The organism is Ruegeria sp. YTSA135 (genome assembly GCF_059610165.1).
Map to the genome: position 1 here is coordinate 31,341 of NZ_JBXWNC010000010.1, position 25,340 is coordinate 56,680.

The window sequence follows — 25,340 nt, forward strand, 5'->3', positions numbered from 1 at the left end:
GCCCGCGCGGGCCGCTGCAAGGTGGGCTTCCCTCATGGCGTGACGGCCGTGGACAACCAGGGTGGAACGGAGTTGCACTGTCATCTTGATGTCACCTCCTGCCAGAGCCGCCCAGAAAAACGGTTCAGCGCCGTCACTTTGTATGCCGGCACGTTGGCGTCCCGGCCGTACACCTCTGACCGGAGCCATTCGATCTCAGCCGAGGGATCAGCGGTGATCGTCCACCAAACCTTGCCATGCGGGAGTTCCGCCGGACGCCAGCGATAACCGCGTTCTTTCAGTTTCAACCGTTCATCGTAGGGTGCATCTACTGCCCGAATAAGAAATTCGTCCTGCAGAGCCGCGTCCCGGACAGCAGACATCACGCGCTGGCCCGATTGAGGTAGTTCCTGCGCAAGCAGCGCAAGGCAGGCCTCGCAATCGGCCAGGGCCCGGTGTCCATCGTAGAACCAGCCAAACTGCATGCCCAGGTAATCGAGTTTGCCCGCGGAGAAGCCCTCACGCAGCCAGTCGACACTCGTAAGCGTGCACCCCCACGGTTTCTCCGCAAAGCAGGGCCAGTGCTTCTCGACCATGACCCGGTCGAAACTGGCATTGTGCGCAATGATCAGATCGGCATCGGCGACTAGGGCCTCCACGACGGACCCGTTGATCGTCCGACCTGTGACCATTTCAGTGGTCAGCCCGGTGATGAGACTGGCTTCGTCTGAGATCGGGACACTTGGCTCACGAAGGCCCTCGAAGGCTCGATCATGGTCGATCTCGAGAATGCGCCCGGTGTCGAGCTCATAGGTGAACGGCAGCATGGCGAGCTGAATAACTTCATCCGCATCATGCGAGAGACCGGTGGTTTCGACATCTAGGACGAGGGCGTGCTTCACGGGGCCGCCGCGGGAATCGTTCAGCTTTACTGGCAATGCCAGCCGTCGAAGCAGGCGCCAGTCGTTGGTGCGTGCTTGGACGTCCGACTGCACCACATCTTCGGCAGCAATAGAAAAGTGACTGAAATCATTCATGAAAATACCTCGATTCATTTGCCGTGCCCATGCACCGACGGAGCATCCTCGCCAATCGCTCCATTTCCGCGCAGTAACGCTTGAGCGCACCGATGGGTGGTTTGAAGGAAGAAGCGCATCACTTGTTATCCTCAAACATGCGGGCCAGCCGGCCATAACTTTCTTCTGGCAAAAGCTTGAGGATCTTGATCAGCTGGTCATCGCCGCTGCTGAGGACGCCCTTCCGGAACACATCCCGGATGGCCTCGCCTTCCTGGACTTCCTCCTCATCGAGATCCATGCCACGGATGATGGCCCCCACGCGCAGCGCATCATTGAGAGAGATTTCGAAGTCGTGTCCAAACCCCTCACCACATGACTGGCAATCTTTTGCGCTTAGGGGATTAAGAGCCCCACATTCACCGCACGTTTTCATGCGCGACGGGCGAACCGGAAACTCTGAATCGCACACATGGCACGATGTGGCGTCCTTCGGGCATTCCGCGCCGCAGTCCGGGCACACCTTGGTGTCTGGTGTGTCTGAGGGGCGCTGTTTTGCCGGCGACATCTCTGCCTCAACCCGACGGGCGTATTCCTCGAAGACTCGATGCGTCGGCATGACAACGTAGGCGCGGGAATCGTCTTGCGGTCCAAAGTTCCGAACAACGCGCCCCATGGCCTGGCGGAAAGAGAGCTCCGTTTGAGCGTTTGGAAGATAGGCCATAATGCGAAGTCGCTGAATATCGACCCCTTCTGAGACCATAGCGACCGACACCAACCAACGTTTCTTGCTGTTGCGAAACGCTGCAATCTTGCCATCCGGGTTTGTGACCCGGTTGTGAACTACCACAGGCTTTTCGCCATCGAGCAGTTCGAGAAGCTCGGCCATGTATTCCGCGACCAGAATATTCGGGGCGATGACGAGACCGCCGGCCTCTGGCATCCGCAGCCGGAGATCGTTCAACTTGTCGATGCACCACTGTAGCAGGTTCGCCTGGTACGAAACCGGATCTGCTACGCCTGATGGCAGGTACTTGGGCGTACAGGCAAGTTTGTAATAATCCAGCGCTTGCCGGAGACCCTTGATGCGCTTCAGACCGTCGGAGAATTGCGTCTCCTCTGTTCCTGAAACACTGATGTTTTCGCCATCCTCCAGCGTAACGGAAAACTTTCCCTCATGGCGGTGGAACGTGATTGGCCGACAGTATCCAAGGTCAACCGCCTCACCATAGGTGAGCGTGTAAGATCCACCTTCCGGATGATCGATTTGTCCCTGATCGTCATAGGCCAGCCAGACAGACTCCTTGCCGTCCGAGCGGATCGGTGTTCCCGTCAGGATCAGAGCGAACGTCGCATCGGCAAACGCCCCGTTTGCGCCATCGCCCCAGGCTGCCTCAACGGCGGCATGGTGATGCTCGTCACAGATGACGAGCGTCCGATCTTTGCGACAAACTGCCTGCAGGCCATCCAGCGAGCCCTGCACAGCAGACCATGTTGCGCACAGATCAGCACCGTATTCTTCCGGCTCCTCATCGGCACCAGTGATTTTGAGCATAGAGCGCCCTGTTACAAACTTAAATTCGTCACCCCACTGGTTCACAACGGTTTTTCGTGGCGCGATAACGATGACTCGGTCGATCATATCCGCATCGAGAAGACGCTGGGCAATGACAGACGCGCATATGGTCTTGCCCGCTCCGGGCGCAGCATTGATAAGGAAATGGCGGTCATCGCCGGCTTGAAGCCAATCCATGGCTTTGTTGGCGCAGGCAGCCTGCCAGGGTCTCAGATTAATAGTCGTCATTGCTTGCGCCTTTCTTCAAATTGCACGTCGCACAGAGCGCCTGCCCGTTTTCCAATGTCGTCGGTCCACCCCTCGAATGCGCGCGCACGTGATCCGCGTGGAAGCCCGCATCCAGCACCGCTCCGCAGTTCTTGCAGAGGCTGCCGGCGAGCATCCGCAGGATGCGCCTTTGTCGAGGTGTGAACGCCCGTCTCATTTCTTGATCCAGTACTCGGTCAGCTGGATCTCCTTGTATGGGAGATCTTCGGGTACCTTGCAGACCGCGTATTCGTTGATCCGACGAATAACGTTCGCCATTGGCACTTCTCGTGACTCAATCAAAAATCGATCTTTCTTTATGCGTGTGAATTCCGCATTCGGATTTCGCACACCAAAGAGCAGAATGGCCTCCAAAAGTGTGACAGGGTTGCCCTCGAGCATATGCTCTCGCAGGGCGGATGCTGCTTTGTACTCAGCCATAAACTTCCTCCAAAATCATATCTTCCTGACTGCCAAGTAGCAGTTCGTTCAAACCATTTCTTCCACCACGGCCCGCAAGCGGATCTGCCATCAAGCCAGTTTCCGTTTCGAGTATCCGGCCTTGGAATTTATCGAACGCTGTACAGAGATCGTAAGAATAGTATCCCTGATGGCGCCGTTGGTCGGGATGCCCGTCAGTCACGTACTCCCGCTTCGACAACTCGATCAGCTTCTGGGCTGCCCCGAGCAGCTCTTCGGTCGACACAACACCCTCAGGCAGCTGCTGCGACAGCTCACCAAAGATCGCCGAAAGAAGGGACACGCCCCGAAGCTTTTGCTTGGCCTTCATATCTCTTCTCCCTTATTGTCGATCCACGTCAAACCCGCTCAATGAACGGTTGCGCCGAGCGGCACACACGCCGGCCCTTCGCCCTCTTCTTCGGCGCTACCTTCAAAACGCAGGCGCGCTTGCTCAGAGATCGCGCCGAGCAGCACCGGGAAGACCCGCATGGGGTCGCCACAAACCTGCAGCCCCATGTCGGCTGCCACAGAGGTCAGCGCGAAGGCGATCATCGAGGGATCGATACCCTCGTCGAGAAGCGCCTTTGTGAGCGCACTCACTTTGGCGGTGACTCCCTCCAGTTCATCTTTTTCTCGCTGCGCCATCTTCTGACATCCCCAAAATTTGCGGCCATCGCCGCTGCTGACCCTGAGATAAGAAAGCTTGCGCATAATTACAAGATATTTTTTGTGATTTGCCACAAATTTTTTTATGTACACGAACGGAACATCGCGCGGAGATAGTCATAAATATCTGTTTTTGTGTATTTTAATGCCCAAAATGGCGTGCAAAACCCTCCACCAAGAAAAACACAAAAGGTCTTGCGTGAACGTAAGATTTCTTCTATTTGGGTCTTCATGAAGATTCTGATGGCATGGATAGGCACGCAGGACCTCGACGCCCCCACCCACCCTGAGGGGCAAACGGGCCCGATCTGCAGTGCGGTAGAAGCGCGGCGCTTTGATCGCCTGGTTCTTATTGCGAACCAGGACAGCGCGAAGGTTGCGGCTTACACGGACTGGCTCCACCAGCGGGCTTCGGCGGAAGTCTTCGTCGAGAGCGTCCAGCTAAAAGACCCAACCGATATCGACGCGATCCACGGGATTGCAGTAGATGTCGTGGAGGGCTGCCGGCGGGCCGCCGCCCCTGACATTCCTGAACTCACTTTTCATTTGAGCCCGGGAACCTGGGCCATGGCGCTTGTTTGGGCCATATTGGGGGCAACGCGCTTTCCGGCTGAGTTGCTGCAGTCGTCCAGGGAAGGCGGCGTCCAAACGATAGAGATTCCGTTTGATGTCTCTGCCGAGCTCCTCCCAAAGATCATGGAGTCGGCGGATGCCAAGCTCACCAGGCTCAGCGGCGGTCTGGATGTCAAAACGTTCGGCGATCTGATCTTCAGGAGCCCCGCCATGGAGCGCATGGCAAGCAAGGCGACAAAAGCCGCCATGCGCAACGTGCCCATTCTGATTGAGGGAGAAGCCGGCACCGAGAAAGAGGTTTTGGCGCGCGCCATCCATGGATATGGCCCGCGGCGCGAACAGCCTTTCGTTTCGTTGAACTGCGGTGCCCTCAAGCCCGAACAGATCGACGCCCAGATATTTGGCTCAGGCGACCCGGGCTCCAACGGCACCGGCGCGCTCGCACAGGCGGCAGGTGGCACCCTCTATCTCGATGAGGTCGAGCTTCTTCCGCCTCAAGCACAGGTCCGCTTGCAGATTCTTCTCGATGAGATGGTCGGCGACGATATCACGACTTCCAAAAACGGAAATGCGGATGTGCGGATCATTGCTGCAACAAGAAAGCAGCTGATTAACGCTGTGGCCGCCGGCGACTTTCGCGAGGAACTCTTCTTCGGTCTGGCTGTGCTGGTTCTGAAGATCCCCCCTCTTCGAGAACGCATGGGAGATCTGGGTCCGCTCATCGAGATGCTTCTCGAACGCATCAATGAGCAAAGCGTAGACGAGCCCGGCTTTGTGAAGAAGACGCTTTCTCCTGGAGCAAAAAATGTGCTTCTTCAGCGCCCTTGGCCCGGCAATCTCCGTGAGCTTGAAAACTCGCTGCGGCGGGCCGCGATCTGGAGCGAGGGCTCCCAGATCACAGAAAACGATGTCTGGGATGCCGTCTTTACCGCACCAATGCCGGCCGCGCCACAGAACAGCATTCTCGATAAGCCAATCGACGAGGGTGTAAATCTCCAGGAAATCCTGGCTGAAGTTGCCCGACACTACATTACGCGCGCAATCGCGCAGGCCGAGGGGAACAAGACAAACGCTGCAAAATTGATTGGGCTACCGAGCTATCAGACGCTGACAAACTGGATGACGAAATATGGCGTATCCTAGGTTTGTAGATACATCAGCCGACCACGGCCGCCTGAGGCTCGCCTCGGCACGACCCTTTAATTCCGATAGGGGGCGACCATGAAGTCGCGCAACTTCGAATTCCTCCGCCCGGAGTGGCAGGAGCTGGCGGAACTCGGCGCACTCGCCGAGGCTTACGCCTATGCTGACCCCGCAAGTGCGCTGGTGAAGCTCAGGCTCTTTGCAGAAAACCTCACCAAAGACATTTATCGCGACCTGCGCCTTCCCAAGCCGGATCAGGCAACGTTCATAGACCTGCTTCGAAACGAGTCTTTTTCAGCGATAGTGCCGAAGGTGGTGCTCGATAAGCTGCATGCGCTTCGCATTCACGGAAACAAGGCGGCACATGGTGACCCGGCGAGTACAAAGAACGCTCTTTGGCTGATCAAAGAAGCATTCGATCTCTCTCGCTGGATTTTCGTCCAGGCACGCAAGGGCACGTCGGATGAGCTGCCGAAGTTTTCTGAGATCCCGCAGTCGGCCGGAGACGACACGAAAGGCAAGCTGAAGCGCGAAAAGCGCGAGCTGCTCGAAAAGCTGGCGGGCCAGGAAGCTCAAATGGAGAAGCTTCTTCAGGAGCTTGAGGAAGCCCGTCAAACGGCTACTGCCGCTCAGAAGAAAGCTTCTGAGATCGCGGCCCTAGCGTCGTCCGCTGCGGAAACGGCAAACCTGCTGAAGTTCGACGAAGCAACCACGCGGGCCCGCATTATCGATAGCCTGATCGCATCAGCTGGCTGGAATGTCGCCAATGGAGAGGTCAGCACAAGCGAAGTCGGCAAAGAGGTCCAGGCACCGTCCCAGCCGACGGCGACCGGCATAGGATATGCCGACTATGTGCTTTGGGATGATGACGGCAGCCCGCTGGCGGTTGTTGAAGCGAAGAAGACATCGGTTGATCCTGAAACGGGTCGGCAGCAGGCAAAATTGTATGCGGATGGCCTGGAGAAGGTTCATGGACAACGTCCTGTGATCTTCTACACGAATGGTTACGACATCTGGATGTGGGACGACGCCGGAGGCTACCCACCCAGGAAGGTCTTCGGATACTATTCCAAGGACAGTCTTCAGTATCTCGTGAAGTTCCAGCGCAAGAGCCGGAAGGCACTCGATACGATCGAGCCGCGCTCAGACATCGTCAATCGCCTCTACCAGATTGAAGCAATCAAGCGCGTTTCAGAGCGGTTCACCGGGAACCACCGCAAATCGCTTGTCGTGCAGGCCACTGGCACCGGGAAAACGCGTGTTGCCATCGCCCTGACCGAACTCCTGATCCGGGCGGGATGGGTTAAACGCGTACTTTTCCTTTGCGACCGCCGAGAGCTCAGGAAGCAAGCAAAGAACGCCTTCGGGGATTTCCTTGCCTCTGAACCAATCAGGGTTGTCAGTGGGCGTATCGACAGCACTGCAAAGGAACGCATCTTCATCGGAACCTACCCGGCGATGAAGAAGGTGTTTCAGTCGTTTGATGTGGGATACTTCGATCTCATCATTGCCGATGAATCTCATCGAAGCATTTACAACGTCTACGGCGACATCTTCACGTACTTTGACAGCCTTCAGATAGGCCTGACTGCAACCCCGGTTGATTTCGTGACGCGGAGCACCTTCGATCTGTTCCAATGCGAAGGGCAGCTCCCGACCGCAAACTACGATCTTGAAGAAGCTGTGCGCGATGGGTTTCTGACGCCCTTTGAAGTGTTCGAGCACACGACCCAGTTCATGCGCGAAGGGATCACGCTCGACACGCTGACGGCCGAGCAGATCAAGGAGCTCGAAGATCAGGGCGAAGATCCGTCCCAGTATGATTTCGCTGCCGCCCAGATCGACAACGTCATTTACAATAAGGACACCAACCGGGCGATCCTGCGGAACCTTATGGAAAACGGGTTGAGGGATGCGACGGGACAGACCCCTGGGAAGAGCATAATCTTCGCCCGCAATCATCAGCACGCGGTCCTTCTCCGTCAGCTCTTCGACGAGATGTACCCGCAATATGGCGGCCGCTTCTGCCAGGTCATCGACAACTATGATCCTCGTGCCGAGCAGTTGATTGATGACTTCAAGGGCAACGATGACGGCAAGAACGACGAGCTCACGATCGCGATCTCCGTCGACATGCTCGATACAGGGATCGATATCCCCGAGATTCTCAATCTTGTGTTTGCAAAACCCGTCAAGTCGCCAGTCAAATTCTGGCAGATGATCGGGCGCGGCACGCGGCTCTGCGAAGACCTGTTTGGGCCCGGGGAACACAAGAGCGTGTTCCGGATCTTTGACCATTGGGGGAACTTCGAACGCTTTGAGACGGGCTATCGTCCAGCGGAACCAACTCAGTCCAAGTCGCTAATGCAGCTCGTCTTTGAAGAACGGATCAACCTTGCTGAACTGGCGCTTCAGAAAAGCGAAATTGCCGCCTTCGAAGCGATCATTGAATTGATCGGCAAGGACATCAACGACCTGCCGGAAGAGTCTGTCGCTGTCCGCGAGAAGTGGCGCGAGAAGCGATCACTGGGGGCACCAGAAACGCTGAAGGCCTTTGCGCCGGCGACGGTCGTTGCCCTGCGTCAGGTGATCGCGCCGCTCATGCAGTGGCGGAACATCCGTGGGCACGGCGACGCCTATGCGCTCGACCTCCTCATCGCCCGAATCCAAATTGCCGTTCTGCGCCAATCAAACACTGTCGGTGATCTGAAAATCGACATGCTTGAACGACTCAATGCGCTTCAGATGCATCTGAACCCCGTCCGGGAGAAGGCCGACGTCATCAAGACAGTCAAATCGGATGCCTTCTGGGACGATCTCACCGTCGAGAAACTCGAGGGGGTCAGAGTGCCACTTCGCGAAATCATGCGGTATCGGGAACGCACGACGGGCCCCGCAGTGCCGCCAAAGATCATCGATGTCACTGAAACCAAGTCCGAGGTCCAATCGGCCCGCCGCAAGGTCAGTCTCGATGCGGTCAACATGAAGGCCTACCGTCACGTCGTTGAAGAAGAGCTGCGTAAGCATTTTGGCGAGAATCCGACGCTTCAGAAGATCAGCAGGGGCGAGCCCGTAGCTGAGGCGGATATCGAGAAGCTTGTCTCGCTGATCCTGGCCCAGACCCCTGGCGTCAATCGGGAAATTCTGGAGGAGTTCTTCTCTGAGACAGCAGCTCCGCTGGATTTCGTGATCCGGTCGATCATCGGTCTTGATCCCGAAGCCGTCGAAGCGAAGTTCGCGGATTTCGCACGAACCCACCCGAGCCTGAAAGCCAAGCAGACGCGGTTCCTCGGCCTCCTGAAAAACCACATCGCACGCTATGGCTCTATTACCCGTGCGAAGCTTTATGAAGACCCATTTACGGTTGTCGATGCCGACGGGCCCGATGGGGTGTTCGAAAATGAAAAAGACGTCGACGAACTCATGGAGATCATCGACCAGTTTGCGCCGCCAGCGACAGTGAGCGGCGACGAACAAGAAGCCTCTGAAAGGACGAAAGACCAATGATTACAGGCGCCCTCAAACGCGATATCGACGCGCTCTGGACGGAATTCTGGCAGGGCGGGATCACGAACCCGTTGACGGTGATCGAGCAGGTCACGTTTCTGATGTTCGCACGGCTTCTCGATATCAACGAGACTCGTGATGAAAACCGACTGAAGCGAGCAGGTAAACGGGACAATCCTCCGCGTTTCAAAGAGGACGACCAGCATTTGCGCTGGTCTCACTTCCGGCACCTCGGCGCTGATGAAATGCTTCCGCTGATACGTGACGAGGTCTTCCCGCACTTCAGAAAGTCCTCCACCAGTGGCTCGGCCTTTGCAGAGTTCATGAAAGACGCCCAGCTGATGATCCAGAAGCCAAGCCTTCTGGTGAAAGCGGTCAATATGATCGACAAGCTGCCGCTGACCGAGGGTGACACCAAGGGCGACCTTTACGAATACCTGCTCAGCAAACTTACCACTGCTGGCATCAACGGGCAGTTCCGCACGCCGCGCCATATCATCAAGTTGATGATCGAACTGCTCGCCCCACAGCCGAACGAGATTATCGGTGACCCTTCTGCCGGAACCGGCGGCTTTCTCGTCGAGACAATGCAATACCTGATGAAAGAGCACACGTCAGAGGAAGGCATCGACGAGGTCACAGACCCTGAAACCGACAAAACCGAAAAGATCTACACGGGTGATCTGTTGGAAGATCACCGCGAGCACATCCGCAGCAAGATGTTCCACGGGTTTGACTTCGACGCGACCATGCTGCGGATCGCAGCGATGAACCTGATGCTGCACGGCGTGGATGACCCGGACATCCACTATCAGGATACGCTGAGCACCAGTTTCAGCGAAAAGTATCCGCAATCGGCCAGCGATGGCTTTGATGTCATTCTTGCCAATCCCCCGTTCAAGGGAACCCTTGATTTTGAGGATGTGCATCCGGGCCTGCTCCGCAAGGTAAAGACCAAGAAGACAGAACTGCTCTTCCTCGTCCTCATTCTGCGGATGCTCAAGGACAACTCTGGACGATCAGCAACCATCGTACCGGATGGCGTTCTTTTCGGATCGTCGACAGCGCATGTCGCGCTGCGTCGCATGTTGATAGACGACAATCAGCTTGAGGCGGTCATCTCGCTGCCAAGTGGCGTGTTCAAGCCTTATGCCGGTGTCTCAACAGGAATCCTTGTGTTCCGCAAAGGCGGGCGGACCGATGACGTCTTCTTCTACGATGTCGAAGCTGACGGATTTTCTCTCGACGACAAGCGGGACCCGATCAAAGACGACGATCTGCCGGGCTGCTTGGAGGCCTGGAAGAAGCGCGATCCGCAGAAGGATACGGATCGAACCCAAAAGGCGTTCTTCGTGCCAGCCGAAGAAATCCGACAGTCGAACTATGACCTGTCGCTGAGCAAATACCAAGAGCGGGTCTACGAAGAGGAGGCCTACGATCCGCCTTCGGAAATCCTAGCGCGCATGAAGGACCTGCATGAAGAGATAGCCGCTGACCTTGACGAGCTCGAAGGACTGCTCGGATGAATGTCGGCACCATTTCACTTGGCGCTGTTGCAGAAGTCTCGGCTGGGCAACCAGCGCCGAAAGCACACGAATTTGCAGACGAAGGGCTTCCGTTCGTTCGAGCAGGCAGCCTCGAACGCTTGCTGAACGGCGCATCCGAGAACAGCTTAGAAAAGATCTCTGAATCTACGGCGTCACGGATGAGGCTCAGATTGTATCCTAAGGATACTGTTCTGTTTGCTAAGAGCGGCATGTCAGCGAAGCTAGGGCGCGTCTATCGGTTGAAGGGTCCCGCATATGTCGTGAGCCACTTGGCTGCGCTAACGCCAACAGGACGCTATGACCCAAACTATTTGACTTACTGGCTTCGAGCGAACCCGCCCTCTCGGCTAATTAAGGATGACGCATATCCTTCGATCCGCACCTCCGAGATCGCAGAAATGGAGGTGCCAGCGCTCGACGTGAACGAACAACGCCGTATCGCGACGATCCTTGACAAGGCCGACGCCATCCGCCGCAAACGCGAGCAGGCCCTCGACCTGGCGGATGAGTTTCTGAAGTCGGTGTTTCTGGAGATGTTCGGGGATCCACTTCGTCCGAAACAAGGGTTGGATGTCAGCAATATAGGCACGGAATGCAATCTATACGCCGGAAACAGCCTTCCAAAATACAAGGAGTTTACCAATCAAGAAGGGGGTATGCTCCTAATCAAAGTCTCGGACATGAACGCATCGGAGAATACCACCGAGATAAAAACTGCCAAGCTTTGGGCCGAAGATGATGGCAAGATTCGCCAATCCATAATAGCTCCCCCTGGTGCGATTGTGTTCCCTAAGAGAGGCGGGGCAATCTCGACCAATAAGAAGCGGGTCCTGGCACGACCTGCAGTTCTTGATCCAAACTTGATGGGGGTTTCTGCCAAGCCAAACTCTCGGGTTTCGTCAGAGTATCTTCGCGCATGGTTTGGCTTCATTGATCTGGTCACAATTTCCAGTGGTAGCGCCGTACCTCAACTTAATAAAAAGGACGTTGACCCACTACCAATTGCCGTTCCTTCGCAGGATGAGCTTGCGACATATTCAAAAGTATCAAAGAAAAATTCGGAAGTTCTTGCGCGGATGACCTCCGCTCTGCGAGAGGCGGAAAACGCATTCTCTGCACTTTCCCAACGTGCCTTTCGTGGCGAGCTGTAGGAATTCAAAATGCGCTTAAGCCACATCGAAATAGAAAACTTCAAAGGGATCGGCACAAAGCAGAGCATCGATCTCGCGCCGATCACGCTTCTTTTCGGCCCCAATAGCGCGGGCAAGAGCACGATCCTGCAGGCGCTGCACTACCTGCGCGAGATCCTCGAACGCAACAACCCCGACCCCGACCAGACCATCGCCGGCGGCCTGACTGACCTCGGCGGCTTCGCCACGCTTGTCCACAACCACGACCTCTCCCGCCCAATCCGCATCAAGATCCGGATCGACATGAGCGAGGATCTGAGTAGTGATCGACTTCCTTTGAACTCAGGAAGCCGTCTTGGCGACTCTGATTTTGAAAGGTTGGGCATCCGCTACATCGTCGGCGAAAATACGGAATTGCGGGATTATGCCGTTGTGCAGGAAATCGGACTGGGAATCGAGGTCCGATGGAGCAATCTGATCGATGCGCCATTCATCTCACGTTTGACTGCAGAAATGGACGGCAAGACGGTTGCTGAAATCCTCTCACCTGCGCAGCGAGGGCGCGCCCGACTGTGCAACTTCGCGTTTGATCACCCTCTTTTGTCAGAAATCACGGAGCCACAAGCCGATCTCGAGCTTGCTGAGCAAATGCAGGACGAGGCTACGGAATTGGAGATCGAGGAAAGTTCTCCTCTTCAACAAGAGATTTCCGATCTGTCCAGGCTGGTGGCGTCGATCAATCAATCCGACAAGGACGAGTGGGAGCGTGCATCACGTCTGAGAGGTGCCCTTAAAAAGCAGCTGGAAACTCAGTTGGAAAATGTGAACAAAGCACCGCGGTCGAGCTTGAACGAGGTTGAAAATATTGATGGACAGGACTCAATTTATGCTGTTGCAGTTGAAACGCCATTGGGCGCACTTCCTGATCTGGATAAGCCACTTGCACCTGACTTACGTGACATAGACCCCAGCGATATCGAGGAGGCGAGCGCATCTCTGCCGCGGCACCTTCAGATGCCTGGGGCAGGAAAGTCCAGACAGGCGATTGCTCAGGAGGCTGCTCGGAGGGATGCCCTTGCGGGGCTTTTGGACGAATTGATACTCGGGCCTGCGCGCATTGCCCGAGACTACTTAAAATCGGTCACATATATTGGCCCGTTGCGCGAAATTCCAAGCAGAGGTTATCGACCGCGCCTTTCACCTGACGAATCCAGGTGGGCTCAAGGCCTTGCCGCGTGGGATGTACTTTACACCCAACCTGGGGAGGAGCTGCTAGACAGTGTCAATGAGTGGATGTCGTCGGAAGAGCGGCTTCGAACTGGCTATGTTTTGGTTAAATCTAGTTACAAGCAGATATCGACGGCCGAAGGCCTTCATCAATTGTTCAAGCGTGGAATTAACGAAGACGACCTAGGCGACTTGCAGGAGCTCTATGAAGCCATTCCAACCAAATCTGAAATCGGCTTAATGGATCTGGCGCGAGGTATTCCTGTCGCCCCCAGCGATGTAGGGGTCGGAATCTCACAGATGGTGCCGGTAGTGGTTGCCTGCTTGATGGAACCCGACGGGCTTGTAGCGATCGAGCAGCCTGAACTTCACATCCATCCTGCAATCCAAGTCGGACTAGGCGACCTATTTATTTCGGCGACAAGTACATACCGGCCAGCCACGGGCCCCGAGCGTTCGCTCCTAGTGGAAACGCATAGCGAGCACATCATGCTGCGTCTTCTCAGAAGAGTTAGAGAGCAGAGTGAAAATGAATTGCCACCGGGCATACTGGGCTTAACACCCAATGATCTGTCAGTCGTCTATGTTGAGGCGACAGAACAAGGGCCGGTTTTCAAAAAACTTAGGGTAAGCGAGGACGGAGATTTCGTCGATAACTGGCCTAAGGGCTTTTTCGAAGAGCGCGCCGAGGAGCTCTTCTAATGCACTATGAATATGCGGTTGAACCTCAGGCCATTGGCTCGAGCTGGGAGAATTTTAGGTATCTCATTGAAAAATTTGGCTTCGACAAGGGCCGGCTAATCTCACAATTTCCTAAGAGCTGGTTTCGTGAAGTGTACGAAGCAGCGGACACTCTATCGCCAATGCAAAGGAAGAGGGTCGAGGAAGCGCTCAACCATGCAAAGAAAAACAAAGTTGTTCGAAGCGGCCGATCATACGACCCAACAATCGGATCGTGGCTGGAAAACGCTCTTGCCGAACATAAGCGGCAACCTTTCCATGCAATTATCGCCAGCGAAGCTCCGAAAGGTGAAGCTTCTGCTCTCTCTATGGATACTCTGGATGAGAGCGCACCACTGATGAAGGTTCCTCATGAAGAGAACATTGTCCGGGATATTGGGTCCATGGCCACCGCGCTGAGAGGACTGCTTCATTTTGGGTCTAGACTGGTTTTCGTTGACGCGTATTTCGATCCCTTCAACACTCGGCAGAAGAAACTATTTCGCGAGCTATTTCGGATTGTAGGTGAGCTTAATCCACGTGCCATTTGTGAGATACATTACCGAAACGACACGAAGAAGGGCCTTTCAAACGATATCCTCAAACGCGAAGCAGCCGTCCTTTCGAAGGATATTATCCCTCCCGGTATGAGGATTACTTTCTTTTGTTGGTGCGAAAAAGATGCCGGCGAAGATTTTCATGCAAGGTACCTGCTTACAGAAAAAGGTGGCATCCGAGTTGATGCAGGTTTTGAACCCATCGGCAGCCATGAAACATCAGATTTTTCGCTTATGGATTACGAACTGGTTCACCGGCGTTTAGCGGCGATTTCGCGAGACAGCGATGTTTACAAGCTGGTTGGCCCTGTAATTTGCATCAGTTCTGATGGATCGGTTGAAAGGCTGTAGATATTTTTGGGATCCATGATCTTTGCATCGGCCCGCAGATCACAGGCAATGTGATACTTGTAACAAACCCGCACCGTCCCAACCCACGAGCGGTGCCAACGTTATGTCGGGTATCAAAACCTCTGCGTCGGGAGGTGGGACAGGGATGTTCCAGTCGCCCCGCACCATGCGCGTCTCAGGGGTCCAGCGGCGAAAGACGAGCGGGACCGCCTTCTGTTCCACGATCGGCAGGCAGGCCGTGACACCCGCTGTGTGCAACTCAGCCACCTTATCGAGCAACCAGCTTTTCACCACCGTCCTCTCGCAGCATCGCTTCCATTTCGTTCAAGCCATCGACGGCGGAGCGCATCTGCTCCTCATCAACTACGCTCGCAGCCTCGGCATCCGCAACCTGGCTCCCAAAATCCATCTCCATCTGGCGCTGTTCCTCGGCGATGACGGCTTGAACGACGGGCGCGGTTTTCTTTGCGACGATGGCGGTTTGCCCTGAAGATTGGCCGCTGCCCGCAACGTGGCTTGCGCTCTCCACAACCGCATCAGTTTCAGGTCCACCTGGTCCGTTCGCTGGCGGAGTCATCGGCATGGCGCGCAGACTCAGCGGCAGCGAACCCTGCGCCCCCCCTCCCCCCGGCTTCGGAAACGGCAACGCGCCCGTCTGCGCCGCATGGATCGCCTTGAACAGCCGGTCATCAAAATATTGGATCCGCTTTGCGCGGACCGGCATTTGCGCGTCGATGACCATGACGATCTCGTCGAGTGGCAGGCGGCGCGCCTCATCTTCGGGCAGCAGAGAGCTCTCTTCGGTCCGCGTGGATTGGCTGCGGCCCTCGAAGGGGTTCTTGCCGATGGATTGGGAGCGCGTGACGACCGTCTTCGTGGTCTTGCCGACCGCCTTGCTCAGCTCCTCTACGGTCTTTTCATCAGAGGGCGTCAGGTAGAGCTTCACGCCGGCGTTGCCCTGCAGCGCGCGGCGGGTGTTCTCGCCATAGATCTCATCGAGAGCGGGGATGGTCTGGGTGACCACGGCCAGATGGCCGCGATAGGTCCGCAGGGTCTCGATGCTCTCGACCACGATGGGCATCTTGCCGAGGCGGTTGAACTCGTCGAGCATGATCATCACGGGCCAAGGCTCATCCGGTCCGGGGTCCTTTTCCTGCATGGCGGAGAGGAGATCGGAGAAGAAGAGGCGGATCAGCGGCGCGAGGGGTTTCACCATCAGCGGCTGGACCACGAGATAGACCGAAAAGGGCTTCTTGCGGATCGTCCGGAAATCAAAGTCCGACACCGCCGTCGCCTCATCGATGGCTGGGTTCTGCCATTGATCGAGCCCTGAGGTCATCAGGAGCGAGACGTAAGAGGTCAGCGTGTCATTGTTGGTCGAGGCCAGCCGCGTGAAGATCAACTTGGCGGCCCTGTTATCCACCTCGTGGCCGCGCGCGAAGTACTCCTTCTGCTTGTTCCCGCCCGAGGCCGCGATGCGGTAGATTTCGCCCAAGGTGGGGCGCTTGCGCTGGAAGGCCAAGAGCCCTGCCGCCACGAAGAGATCGATCCCGCCCTTGAGGAGGCCCTGCACCCGGTCATTGTCGCTTTGCAGGAAGAGCGTCGCCAGGAGCTGCAATTCCATCTGCTGGCGCGCGGGATCTTTCAGTTGATAGATGCGCAAGAGCGGGTTGTAGCGATGCGTGCGCTTGCCCTCCCAATCGGTGGGGGCAAAGCGATAGACCTTGTCGCCTTGGGCTGCTCGGTGCCGGGCCGTGGCCTCGAAACACTCGCCCTTCACATCGAGCGTCACGGCGGAGCCTTGCCAGGTCAGCAGGTTCGGAATGACAAAGCCCGTAGTCTTGCCGCGGCCCGTGGGCGCCACGATCAGCGCATGGGGGAAAACCTTCGAGCAAATGTATTTCGCGCGGGATTTTGGAGAGCCGAGTTTGCCGAGGATGAAGCCAGTCCCGGGTGCGCCGAAGAACCCGTTGGCCTTCATCTCCCGCGCGGTCTGCCAATGGGTCTGACCAAAACGTGTGAGGGCCGATCCCGAGAGGGCGAGGCTCAGCATCATGCCGGCAGCGGCGAAGCTGCCGATGACCAGGTGGATGAGTTGGGCATCCTCCGGGCGGCGATCGAGGATCGCTATGTAGTTCTGTGCGATATAGGCAAAGTCGATCTCGGCGCCGAAGCCGAGATCCTGGTAGGTCAGCACCGCCGAGGCGATGGTATAGCCCATGGCCCCGGTCACCAGCGTTACCAGGAAGACACCCGTGGCGATCCGGACTTTGCCCATGGACGCGCTCAATGGACCTGACCCCGCTCCGTCTCGCCATCCACGTCTGTCGCGCGGTGTTTTTCGTACTCGGCGTCGGCGAGTTCATCCACCACCTGGCGCAAGGCGTCCGTGTTGGCCGTCGCGGCATCCGATTGCAGGTAGACCTTGGCGACATAGAGCCGGTCGAGACGGTCCTCGAGAACCTGTTCCAGCGCATCGGCATCGCCGGATGCGAGCCGGTCGAGTTGGCGGTCATCAAGCACCCGCGCGATCTCGCCGCGGAAAGCGTCCCGCTCCGCGTCGGTCTCGAAGGGTGCGGACAACTCCCCCGCCCGTTCATGGTCCAGGACACGCGCAATCTCGTCTGCAAGGCGGTCGGCACGGTCAAACTGCGGTGCAGTTTGAACGCGGGTTGCGAGAGCTTCTTCTCGGGTGCCAACCCCAAGCCCCTCGCGCAACTCGGTTTCGCGGCGGACCTGATTGATGGCCTCCGTGTCCCGTATCTCCACGACGGCCGCATAGGTCGCACCGAGCCCACGGGCGAGGTGCGACGGCATGTCCGGATAGCGCGCGCGCAAGTCATCCGTGACAGCATCCGCAACGGACGTGCGTAGGTCGCGTGCCTCCATGATCCGGTCGACCTCGCGGGTGATCTCGCTGGCGCGGGCCGCATCTGTGACGGTCTCCCTGTAGGGCTCAGACCGGTCGATAACATCGCCCGGGCGTGCGAGCAGATCCGGGTGTGCCTCGAGATATGCACGCTGCTCCGCCTCGATGCGGCGCTCCGCCCGTGAGACAACCTCCCAGTCCCGGTCCTCGATCTGCTGCGCGGTCAGGCCGTCTGCGCGCATCTCCTGACGGATTGTCCCTTCCATCGCCCGGACCGCGTCCCGGTGATAATGGAACCGCTCGCTGATCGGTTTCGCTTCCATGACGCCATCCCGGCGCAGCACGTTCTCGCGCTCCAACAGCGTTCCAATTTCCACATGCACGTCATTCAGGATGTCGCACGCCTGTTCCAGATCGGCGCGGCGTTCGAGGTTCAGATCGCGCGCCTCGGCCACCTTCGAGAGATCATCGGCGATCCATTGATGCTCGAGTGCTGCATTTGACGCGCCCGTCTCGATCCGGGCCACCACTTCTGATATGCTGATCCCGGTGCCGCGCAGGGCCGCGTCGATCCGCGACCGCAGGCGCGGCTCAGTGAGGCGTTCGAGCTGGCTCTCCTGTATGTTTGCCTCCGAGTACACCCCACCCTCCGACGGCGCCTCAGACAATGTGCTCGAACGCAAACCGAGCGGTTGCATGTGCTGGACCTGCGTCTGGATCTCAATGAGGCGTTTTTCCAGAAGGGGACGTTCCGCGTCGGACTTCTCGGCGATCATGCCCTGCACCCGCGCAAGCTTCTCCGCATAGAGGCTTCTCAGATCCTCGAAGCTTTGATCCTCGGCCATATAGACATCTCCTGTTCGGTCCACCTGCCCGCCGCGCGCTAACACCTCGCCCGCGCGGAACAGCGCCGCCGCAATATCCTCGCGGGCCTCCCGGGAGGCTTCCGCGGCAAGCGAATGGTAGACGGTTCTGGTATTGGCGATCTCCGCCAGCGTCCGGGTCAGGTCCTGCCCAACGCGTTCCCGCTCAACAGGCGCGCGACCCTCTTCTTTCGCGGCGTAGATCTCACTTGTGCGGGCCGGGTAATGCACGACCCCGCGATCCACCCGGCGCGTGGCTTCGAGGCGTACGCCATACTTTTCAGCCTCCTCGACCATGGCGAGACGGAAGTCGTCATAGTTGAAGCGGTGGTTCCGCCCCAGAAAGAAGAACTCGCCTTCCTGCGAGCGGCGGTTCAGCACCAGATGCGCATGGGGGTGATCGCGGTCCTCGTGCACAGCAATGATGTAATCGAAATGCCCCTCATCGGTCTGGAAGAACCGCTCCGCCACATCCGTCGCGATGTCGCGCACATCCTCGCCCCGCGTGCCGATGGGGAAGGACATGAGCATGTGGGTGGTCTGACCAAGCTTGGGTTTGAAGCCCGCATCCCACCGCTTGGCAAAGCGCTCGGTGAGGTCCTTGATGTCCTTCGCCTCGAGCTTCGCCTTGCCATCGAGGAACCCGCTACTGTCCACGATATGGGTGGACTTGGTGGTGAGGTAATCAAGCTGATTCATCAGCTGCGATTTCGTATGCGTCCCCCCGCCCCGGATCGCCTTGAAGACTGCCGGGCGGTGCCCTGCCGCCGCGCGTACAAGCTGGCTCTGCTTGGCGACATGCAGCCCCTGCGTCGAGCCTCGGATACGGCTCCAGCCATCCCGGAACACCTCGCCCGTGACGGCATCGACGGCATCATTCAGCCGCATGGGCAAACTCCCTCAGCGCGGCCGTGGCCTCCAACTGTATCGCATCCCGACGGCGGCGCAGAAGCAGATCAATCTCATCCGCTGAATCCAGGATGAACCGCGCCAGCCCGCGCATCTGCGCAAGGCGCAATTCGGAGAACTCGGCACTCGTGCCCCCCACGGCCTCCTGCCCCTGCCGGTTGGCCTGCGTCATCTGCTTGGCGATCTGCGCGACCCCATTGCCGACCTCGTGCAAAGAGGCCCTGTAGCGCGCCATCTCCGCCGCCATCTGCGCGTCCGGAACGAACACCCCGCCTGCCGCCTGAATGAGCCGCCGTAGCCCCTCGGCCCGGCTCTCGATCCCGGCCTTCGCCAACACCTCGTCGAGCGCCGCAAGCTCCGCAGCGGTGACCTTCACACTGACCGCGGATACTGGGATCGCGGCATCCGTCTGGCGCTCGGCATCGGCTTTCAGGACGTAGCGCACGGCCCGCGATGTGACCTCGAAACGCTCAGCCAGCTCGGACGTCGACACACCCTCCGCGGCCTCGCGGACGATCTGCATCTTCTCGATCTCTGTCAGGCGTTTTGTTCGGGACATGCGGAAGAAAGACCCCCTATTTCCTGCCACCTTCCACCAAGGCTGCCCCTACCTTACGATAATATACCACTCTGTCAATATTATACTTACGTCGCATTCAGGCTCAGGCAGCCTTGGTGTCCGCTTCACGCCGCGGCCCGCAGGGACGCGGCTCTGCCGCCCTCACCACCGGGCGACCCACCTGTCCAATGGGTCCCCTTCCCCAGCCCCGCCCGCGGGTCTGGCCGGACACGCATGTGTTCGGACGGAACCGCGGGCGGGCGCAAACCCCACCGACAGGGCGGACAGGCAGGGTCAAGGAGGACCAGATTTGGCTTGCCAAATCTCTTCCGCAAAAACCGGGAGGCCCTGGCCGATAGGTTTTTGTGGATGGCCCCCTTGAGGCTGACTGGCCGGTCTGTCGCGGCATGATCATTCCGTGCTGCGATCGTCCTTTGAGTGCGCGGCTATCGGCACCAAGAGGAGGTCGCTGTAGGCGATCACACGCGCCGTTGACGGCATCCCTGGAACAGGGATCAGGCCGCCCCAAGATCGTCCTTGGGCGGCCCATTCTCGTCAGGGGATTTAGTCCTGGGGATCCTTCGCGCTCGGCGGAAACATCACCAGCTCCGAGACCGCGACCGGGAAGTCGAGCTTGAGGCTGAAGAACTCCGATCCATCCCCGTTGCGGGTGTTGCGGAACATCGCACCCACGCGTTGAAAGCGGGTGCGCTCCTGGCCATCGGTATCGGTGAACTTGACGGGGACGGTGGCGACGTAGTGGTTGGTCATTTGGGTTACTCCTTGTTGCGATGAGGATCACCCAGCACGGGGGCAAGAGGACCGGTCGCAAGCGCAAATGCGGAGGGTCCGCGGCCCTGCCGTGGAAGCCGTATTTGTGCTTGCCGGAGCGAAGCGCAGGGTACGATTGGGCCGACCCCGTGCGATCCACATCTATGAGCAAAAAGGAGTGATCCGGATGACCCCTGCCATCACGCCGACGCCACCATCCGCGTCCCGCCAAGCCTGGCCGGGGTGCAGACGAAGCGCGCCTGCGTGGATGCGAAATTCCGAAACACCACCCGAGGGACGCGCAAGTCTTCAGGCTCATGTGCGACGTCTCGACCCCTCAGTCTTGCGCTGCTGACGACGTGCGAGGTGCGCACTATCCCCGGCCCATACCGATGTGGATGGACCGAACACTGACGGACCGGGAAGAGCGATGACAGTGCCGGCCGCCGCAGCCTGTCGATCTTGCGTAACCGACCACCACGTCCATGAGAAACGACGAAAGGGCCGCCCGGAGGCGACCCTCGCAACTCACGTCTCCGAAGTCTTCTTCGCCGGGTCCGCAACCCGCATGACCGTCAGACCTTTCGCTTCCGCCTTCTGCCCGAGGTTCAGCGCGACCCCGTTGCCGCCGAAGAGTACAACCCCCGTCGCCGCGAACTTGTCGTCCAGCATTTCGTCGTTGCATTTGAACGGTGCCGCCCGCCCGTGCGCGGACCAGCGCGGATCGAAGCGCGCTTGTGCTATCCCGCGTGCCCGGGCCCAGCGGGCCGCGATCATCTCCGCCCCGTGCTTGCCACCCTTGTGGCAGAGGAAGATCTCCTGGTTCCGGTTCTGCTTGATCCGTTCGCGAACCTTGTCGAGTGTGTTGAAGATCACATCGACATCGGTCCAGTCAGTGGCGCCTGAGACGATCAGGGGAACCCCCTCGACTTTCGATTTCTCGGCGGTTTCACGGTCGTGCTGCTCCAGGAGCTGCCGCGCCTCGAAGACCGCCCCGGTCTCCTGCGCCCGGACGCTTGCGCGCGACCCGGCTGCCGGGATGAAGGCGTGGCCCGTTTCGACCTCGTAGCATTCCGCCGCCGCCTCACTCATCACCTCGATGGCGCCGACAATCTCGCGCAGCTGCAGAAAGCGCGCCTGCGCCACTTCGAGCGCGGTCTCAGCGATCTCCGATCCGTCGTGGGATTTTGCCAGCGCGCCTATCTTGTCGGCGGTGCGGTCGACCTCCTTGCCGAGTGCTACCTTGCGGCGCTGCAGGATCGTCGCGAGCCCGTGCGCCAACGGTTCTATTTCTGCCTCGAGCCCAGTCCCGCGCAGCGAGCCAAGCAGAGCCTCGAAGCTCTCGCGGATGATGCGGTCAGTCAGGACGTGATCCTCCGGGATCGGCAGCTGCGCGTCCTTCTCGGTCAGCCCGAAAAGCTCGATGGTCTCGTAGGTGTTAGCGGTGTCGTAAGCCATGTTCTTTCTCCAGATATTGGGTTCGACCACCACGTGAGTGTGGTGGCATGGCCGAATGTCTGGTTTCCGAATCTGCCCGGGTCAGGGACGGCGCAGCCGCCGGCTTGCCGGGCGCAAAAGTTTTCTGCGCGCAGCACCGGACACATGCGCGCCCTCACGCACGGGACCATCCCGCGCCACATGCCCCGCCCTCGCCGAAAAGTTTTGCGATCCTTGAGGCGGGCTGATTTGGGGGCCATCCGGAGGATATGCTTCCGCGCTCATGTGTGTGTGTTTTGACGGTAGGTTTGCCCGACCCGAGCAGGCAAACGGGCCGACCGGACGCGGGAGACGGATGAAGTGGCGGGATCGTTTTGCGCTCAAGCAAAACAGAATAGAGCGCAATCCGGCGGAGCGGCCGGGGAGGGACGTGCTCGCGAGGCGGGCAAACCGGGGGCCTAGGTGCGACGCCGCGGTGAGGCCGCATGGCCGAATGCGCGACGGTCCGAAGGGCCGTTCTCCCCTGCGACACGCGAAGCCGAGCTGGGGAGGCCGCAAGGCTATGTCTTCAGTTTTCGTCGAGCACAATAATCGTCTCGGAACGAGATATCCCAATAGCACCGGAAATCCGTGGGACTCCGTCGCCGAGGTCAAAAAGCGGAAATTCGCTGCACCGTGAGTGAACTGGTAAGATGCGGACGAAGGAGCCTGATGCGGCTGCAGCGGAATCTGGAGAGTGGCGTCATATCCATTGCTACCAGCACGGGAACGGGTTTGCTGCAAGGCAGCGTGTTTCGGCAGAACGGTCATTCACCCGCGCTCTATATGGCGAGATTCAGTCCTTTCGTTCGCTGCGCGGCGGACAGAATCGAACAGTATGAGACAATTCCTGCCCAACGCACACGCAGGAAAGAATTCTGCTCCTCACCCCCCAAAAACGCTCGTGACGGCAGCGGTGGCGCAGCATAATTTCTCCAAAGCAGCCGACCCACGCGCAGGTCCCGGAACCAATGAAGCCACCTTCTTGCTCCTACTTCGTTGTCGTCCAGATTCCTCTCTATACGTATTGACCTTCGCCGAGTGGCGCGGGCACTGCGCGGCAAAAGGGACAGCCTCACTGCCCTTGCAGAGACGAGTTCGAATTGGTCCGACAGCACCAATTACGTCTTGGCCCAAAATGCTAAGCAGGCCCGACTTGCCTGTGTCAACACAACTCACAACTCTCGAACTCTTCTTCACGGGGCGTCCACTTTATGGAACTCACTGTAAGTCAGCGCATTTCACCCAAGGTGGAAATGGTGCATATCCAAAGAATTGTACGCGAACCGCTTTTGCACTTTTTGGTAATCGGTGTGCTCGTTTTTTTGGCTTTCGCGGCGACAGACGTCTCGGAAAGCGAGGTGCAAGAGGCGAAGACTGTGACCGTCACGGCGGCGCAGGCAGAGCAGATCGGGGTACGCTTCCGCGAAACCTGGCGCCGACCGCCGACGCGGGACGAGCTTGACGGTCTGATCCAGAACACCATCCGGGAAGACATCCTTGTCCAGGAGGCGCTCGCGCTGTCGATGGATGCCCGGGATTCGGTGATCCGGCGACGCCTGTCGCAGAAAATGGAATTCCTCATCGAGTCCGCGGCGGCAGCCCAGGCACCTACAGAGGACGCGTTGCGGGCGTATTTCGACGAGAACCAAGAAGATTATGCGACCGACGCACTGATCGCCTTTGATCAGGTCTTTCTTGGGGCACGGCCGGAGCCCGACGCGGTGGCGGTGGCGCTGGCAGCCCTGAACGGTGGCGCCGGCCCAGAAGCTTATGGAGAACAAACCTTGCTGCCGCCGTCACTGGGCCTGTCCAGTAGGCGCGCCGTCGAGGGTGCTTTCGGGCGCGGTTTCTTCGACGCGCTGGCAGACGTCGAGGACGGGGCATGGGTCGGGCCGGTCGCGTCCGGCTTTGGGCTTCACCTGGTGCGCATGACCGCACGTCAGCCCGGCGCCGTGCCTGACTTCGAGACGGTTCGGGACCGTGTCGAGACGAACTGGAGGGATGCCATTGCCGAGGACCTTTTAGCGGACGTCTATGCCGAGATGCGCGACTCCTATGTCATCACCATGCCCAGCGAGGACGAGTTACAGGGGCTGCTGCAGTGACCCTCGTACGCGTTCTTTTCATGCTGGCAGGCCTTCTGGCGACCTTGCCGTCCGGCGCGGGCGCGCATGCGTTGCAGCCGGGGTTCCTGGAAATCACCGCGATTGCGGGCGACAGCTACCGCGTGTTTTGGCGCAAGCCCGACGTGCAGGGCCGGCCGATGGCGATCAAGCCGCGCCTGCCCGACGGTTGTGATCCAGCGGCGGGCCCGGCGGCGCAATCGGACGGGACCGCCTGGGTGGCGGTCTGGGTAGCGGAGTGTCCCGGTGGTCTGCGCGGCGGCTGGATCGTCATCGAGGGGCTGAAGCAACAGCAAACCGACGTGCTCGTGCGCTATGCGATGCCCGATGCCGAGACCCGGTCGGAACGACTGACACCGGACCGCCCAGCCTTCACCGTTCCCGCCGATCCGCAAGCCTTCGACGTCCTGCGAACCTATCTTCCCCTGGGCGTCGAGCACATTCTGGCCGGTGTCGACCACCTGCTGTTCGTCTTTGCCTTGCTGCTGCTGATACCCGACCGCTGGCGCCTGGTCGGCGCCATTACCGCGTTCACGGTGGCGCACAGCATCACCATGGCGGCGGCGACGCTGGGCTGGTTGACGCTGCCCGGCCCGCCGGTCGAGGCCGTCATCGCGTTGTCGATCATGTTCGTGGCCTCTGAACTTGTGCTGCGGGATGGCGCGCAGGAAAGGCTGTCCGAGCGTTACCCCTGGTCGGTGTCGTTCACCTTCGGGCTACTGCACGGCTTCGGCTTTGCCGGAGCACTGCGCGAGATCGGCCTGCCGCCGACGGACGTGCCACTGGCGCTGTTGTCCTTCAATCTCGGCGTCGAGATCGGGCAGCTGCTGTTCGTCGCCGCGATCCTCGCCGCCGGTTTCGCGCTGCGAGGGGCCTTGCCGGCCGCGCAAACCTATCTCGCCGCGGGCACCCGCTCGGCGATTGTCGGGGCGTACGCCATTGGCGGCACGTCGGCCTATTGGTTCATCGATCGGGTATCGGCGTTTTAACGGCGGGCGGAGACCGTTTCCGCTCGGCCCAAGGTACCATTGCCTTCCGGCGACTTCTTCCGGTCGCAAGCCCGTGCA

The 25,340-nt window shown here is 58.8% G+C and carries 20 protein-coding genes; 8 read left to right on the top strand and 12 right to left on the bottom strand.

Annotated elements, in window-relative coordinates; translation table 11 throughout:
• Positions 1 to 80: 80 nt before the first annotated feature.
• From AC2FIT_RS14110 to AC2FIT_RS14135, 6 genes are all read right to left on the bottom strand, one after another.
• Positions 81 to 1,016: a 3'-5' exonuclease gene (locus AC2FIT_RS14110; RefSeq protein WP_496830450.1), complete on the bottom strand. Its 936-nt coding sequence runs from the start codon at positions 1,014 to 1,016 to the stop codon at positions 81 to 83.
• 118 nt (positions 1,017 to 1,134) lie between these two features.
• Positions 1,135 to 2,799 (bottom strand): DEAD/DEAH box helicase, encoded by a 1,665-nt coding sequence (locus AC2FIT_RS14115; RefSeq protein ID WP_496830452.1) that lies wholly within the window; start codon positions 2,797 to 2,799, stop codon positions 1,135 to 1,137.
• Positions 2,786 to 2,995 carry an HNH endonuclease gene (locus tag AC2FIT_RS14120; protein ID WP_496830454.1) on the bottom strand — a complete coding sequence of 70 codons (210 nt, stop codon included), beginning with the start codon at positions 2,993 to 2,995 and terminating at the stop codon, positions 2,786 to 2,788. Before AC2FIT_RS14120 ends, AC2FIT_RS14115 begins: the two co-directional genes overlap by 14 nt.
• Complete coding sequence (locus AC2FIT_RS14125; protein WP_459014625.1) at positions 2,992 to 3,258, bottom strand: hypothetical protein; 267 nt, start codon at positions 3,256 to 3,258, stop codon at positions 2,992 to 2,994. Before AC2FIT_RS14125 ends, AC2FIT_RS14120 begins: the two co-directional genes overlap by 4 nt.
• Positions 3,251 to 3,607, bottom strand: a complete 357-nt coding sequence (locus AC2FIT_RS14130) for a hypothetical protein (protein WP_496830456.1) — start codon at positions 3,605 to 3,607, stop codon at positions 3,251 to 3,253. Before AC2FIT_RS14130 ends, AC2FIT_RS14125 begins: the two co-directional genes overlap by 8 nt.
• Before the next feature lie 38 nt (positions 3,608 to 3,645).
• Positions 3,646 to 4,038 carry a hypothetical protein gene (locus AC2FIT_RS14135; RefSeq protein ID WP_496830458.1) on the bottom strand — a complete coding sequence of 131 codons (393 nt, stop codon included), beginning with the start codon at positions 4,036 to 4,038 and terminating at the stop codon, positions 3,646 to 3,648.
• A 138-nt stretch (positions 4,039 to 4,176) separates the two neighbouring features.
• Here AC2FIT_RS14135 and AC2FIT_RS14140 point away from each other — a divergent pair, with 138 nt between their 5' ends.
• The 6 genes from AC2FIT_RS14140 (at position 4,177) to AC2FIT_RS14165 (ending at position 14,700) form a co-directional block, all read left to right on the top strand.
• Complete coding sequence (locus AC2FIT_RS14140; RefSeq protein WP_496830460.1) at positions 4,177 to 5,661, top strand: sigma 54-interacting transcriptional regulator; 1,485 nt, start codon at positions 4,177 to 4,179, stop codon at positions 5,659 to 5,661.
• A 78-nt stretch (positions 5,662 to 5,739) separates the two neighbouring features.
• A complete protein-coding gene (locus tag AC2FIT_RS14145) occupies positions 5,740 to 9,168 on the top strand; it encodes a DEAD/DEAH box helicase family protein (RefSeq protein ID WP_496830462.1) in 3,429 nt (1,142 codons plus the stop codon).
• Positions 9,165 to 10,694, top strand: coding sequence for a type I restriction-modification system subunit M (locus AC2FIT_RS14150; RefSeq protein ID WP_496830464.1), 1,530 nt, complete (start codon positions 9,165 to 9,167; stop codon positions 10,692 to 10,694). Before AC2FIT_RS14145 ends, AC2FIT_RS14150 begins: the two co-directional genes overlap by 4 nt.
• On the top strand, positions 10,691 to 11,866 hold the full coding sequence (locus AC2FIT_RS14155) for a restriction endonuclease subunit S (RefSeq protein WP_496830467.1): 1,176 nt from the start codon (positions 10,691 to 10,693) through the stop codon (positions 11,864 to 11,866). Before AC2FIT_RS14150 ends, AC2FIT_RS14155 begins: the two co-directional genes overlap by 4 nt.
• A gap of 9 nt (positions 11,867 to 11,875) precedes the next feature.
• Positions 11,876 to 13,774 (top strand): AAA family ATPase, encoded by a 1,899-nt coding sequence (locus AC2FIT_RS14160; RefSeq protein WP_496830469.1) that lies wholly within the window; start codon positions 11,876 to 11,878, stop codon positions 13,772 to 13,774.
• On the top strand, positions 13,774 to 14,700 hold the full coding sequence (locus AC2FIT_RS14165) for a hypothetical protein (protein WP_496830471.1): 927 nt from the start codon (positions 13,774 to 13,776) through the stop codon (positions 14,698 to 14,700). The genes AC2FIT_RS14160 and AC2FIT_RS14165 overlap by 1 nt, the downstream gene beginning before the upstream one ends.
• A gap of 39 nt (positions 14,701 to 14,739) precedes the next feature.
• Here AC2FIT_RS14165 and AC2FIT_RS14170 read toward each other — a convergent pair whose 3' ends face one another.
• The 6 genes from AC2FIT_RS14170 to AC2FIT_RS14195 form a co-directional block, all read right to left on the bottom strand.
• Positions 14,740 to 14,991 carry a 5-formyltetrahydrofolate cyclo-ligase gene (locus AC2FIT_RS14170; protein ID WP_496830473.1) on the bottom strand — a complete coding sequence of 84 codons (252 nt, stop codon included), beginning with the start codon at positions 14,989 to 14,991 and terminating at the stop codon, positions 14,740 to 14,742.
• Entirely contained in the window at positions 14,969 to 16,978 is a 2,010-nt protein-coding gene (locus AC2FIT_RS14175; RefSeq protein ID WP_496830475.1) for a type IV secretory system conjugative DNA transfer family protein, read from the bottom strand. Before AC2FIT_RS14175 ends, AC2FIT_RS14170 begins: the two co-directional genes overlap by 23 nt.
• A gap of 8 nt (positions 16,979 to 16,986) precedes the next feature.
• Positions 16,987 to 19,320: a relaxase/mobilization nuclease domain-containing protein gene (locus tag AC2FIT_RS14180; protein ID WP_496830478.1), complete on the bottom strand. Its 2,334-nt coding sequence runs from the start codon at positions 19,318 to 19,320 to the stop codon at positions 16,987 to 16,989.
• On the bottom strand, positions 19,307 to 19,900 hold the full coding sequence (locus tag AC2FIT_RS14185; protein ID WP_496830651.1) for a transposase: 594 nt from the start codon (positions 19,898 to 19,900) through the stop codon (positions 19,307 to 19,309). The genes AC2FIT_RS14180 and AC2FIT_RS14185 overlap by 14 nt, the downstream gene beginning before the upstream one ends.
• A 564-nt stretch (positions 19,901 to 20,464) precedes the next feature.
• A complete protein-coding gene (locus tag AC2FIT_RS14190) occupies positions 20,465 to 20,671 on the bottom strand; it encodes a hypothetical protein (protein WP_007120662.1) in 207 nt (68 codons plus the stop codon).
• Positions 20,672 to 21,199: 528 nt separating this feature from the next.
• On the bottom strand, positions 21,200 to 22,129 hold the full coding sequence (locus AC2FIT_RS14195; RefSeq protein WP_496830481.1) for a DUF2493 domain-containing protein: 930 nt from the start codon (positions 22,127 to 22,129) through the stop codon (positions 21,200 to 21,202).
• A 1,232-nt stretch (positions 22,130 to 23,361) separates the two neighbouring features.
• Between AC2FIT_RS14195 and AC2FIT_RS14200 the strand changes: the two genes are divergently transcribed.
• Together AC2FIT_RS14200 and AC2FIT_RS14205 are read left to right on the top strand one after the other, a co-directional pair.
• A complete protein-coding gene (locus AC2FIT_RS14200) occupies positions 23,362 to 24,255 on the top strand; it encodes a peptidyl-prolyl cis-trans isomerase (protein ID WP_496830483.1) in 894 nt (297 codons plus the stop codon).
• Positions 24,252 to 25,262, top strand: a complete 1,011-nt coding sequence (locus tag AC2FIT_RS14205) for a HupE/UreJ family protein (protein ID WP_496830485.1) — start codon at positions 24,252 to 24,254, stop codon at positions 25,260 to 25,262. The genes AC2FIT_RS14200 and AC2FIT_RS14205 overlap by 4 nt, the downstream gene beginning before the upstream one ends.
• Positions 25,263 to 25,340: the final 78 nt, after the last annotated feature.

Excerpts from the sequence above, each read along its gene's own strand:
- AC2FIT_RS14110 (WP_496830450.1), bottom strand. The coding sequence starts at position 1,016 with ATGAATGATTTCAGTCACTTTTCTATTGCTGCCGAAGATGTGGTGCAG.
- AC2FIT_RS14115 (WP_496830452.1), bottom strand. The coding sequence starts at position 2,799 with ATGACGACTATTAATCTGAGACCCTGGCAGGCTGCCTGCGCCAACAAA.
- AC2FIT_RS14120 (WP_496830454.1), bottom strand. The coding sequence starts at position 2,995 with ATGAGACGGGCGTTCACACCTCGACAAAGGCGCATCCTGCGGATGCTC.
- AC2FIT_RS14125 (WP_459014625.1), bottom strand. The coding sequence starts at position 3,258 with ATGGCTGAGTACAAAGCAGCATCCGCCCTGCGAGAGCATATGCTCGAG.
- AC2FIT_RS14130 (WP_496830456.1), bottom strand. The coding sequence starts at position 3,607 with ATGAAGGCCAAGCAAAAGCTTCGGGGCGTGTCCCTTCTTTCGGCGATC.
- AC2FIT_RS14140 (WP_496830460.1), top strand. The coding sequence starts at position 4,177 with ATGAAGATTCTGATGGCATGGATAGGCACGCAGGACCTCGACGCCCCC.
- AC2FIT_RS14145 (WP_496830462.1), top strand. The coding sequence starts at position 5,740 with ATGAAGTCGCGCAACTTCGAATTCCTCCGCCCGGAGTGGCAGGAGCTG.
- AC2FIT_RS14150 (WP_496830464.1), top strand. The coding sequence starts at position 9,165 with ATGATTACAGGCGCCCTCAAACGCGATATCGACGCGCTCTGGACGGAA.
- AC2FIT_RS14155 (WP_496830467.1), top strand. The coding sequence starts at position 10,691 with ATGAATGTCGGCACCATTTCACTTGGCGCTGTTGCAGAAGTCTCGGCT.
- AC2FIT_RS14160 (WP_496830469.1), top strand. The coding sequence starts at position 11,876 with ATGCGCTTAAGCCACATCGAAATAGAAAACTTCAAAGGGATCGGCACA.
- AC2FIT_RS14165 (WP_496830471.1), top strand. The coding sequence starts at position 13,774 with ATGCACTATGAATATGCGGTTGAACCTCAGGCCATTGGCTCGAGCTGG.
- AC2FIT_RS14175 (WP_496830475.1), bottom strand. The coding sequence starts at position 16,978 with ATGGGCAAAGTCCGGATCGCCACGGGTGTCTTCCTGGTAACGCTGGTG.
- AC2FIT_RS14180 (WP_496830478.1), bottom strand. The coding sequence starts at position 19,320 with ATGCGGCTGAATGATGCCGTCGATGCCGTCACGGGCGAGGTGTTCCGG.
- AC2FIT_RS14185 (WP_496830651.1), bottom strand. The coding sequence starts at position 19,900 with ATGTCCCGAACAAAACGCCTGACAGAGATCGAGAAGATGCAGATCGTC.
- AC2FIT_RS14190 (WP_007120662.1), bottom strand. The coding sequence starts at position 20,671 with ATGACCAACCACTACGTCGCCACCGTCCCCGTCAAGTTCACCGATACC.
- AC2FIT_RS14195 (WP_496830481.1), bottom strand. The coding sequence starts at position 22,129 with ATGGCTTACGACACCGCTAACACCTACGAGACCATCGAGCTTTTCGGG.
- AC2FIT_RS14200 (WP_496830483.1), top strand. The coding sequence starts at position 23,362 with ATGGAACTCACTGTAAGTCAGCGCATTTCACCCAAGGTGGAAATGGTG.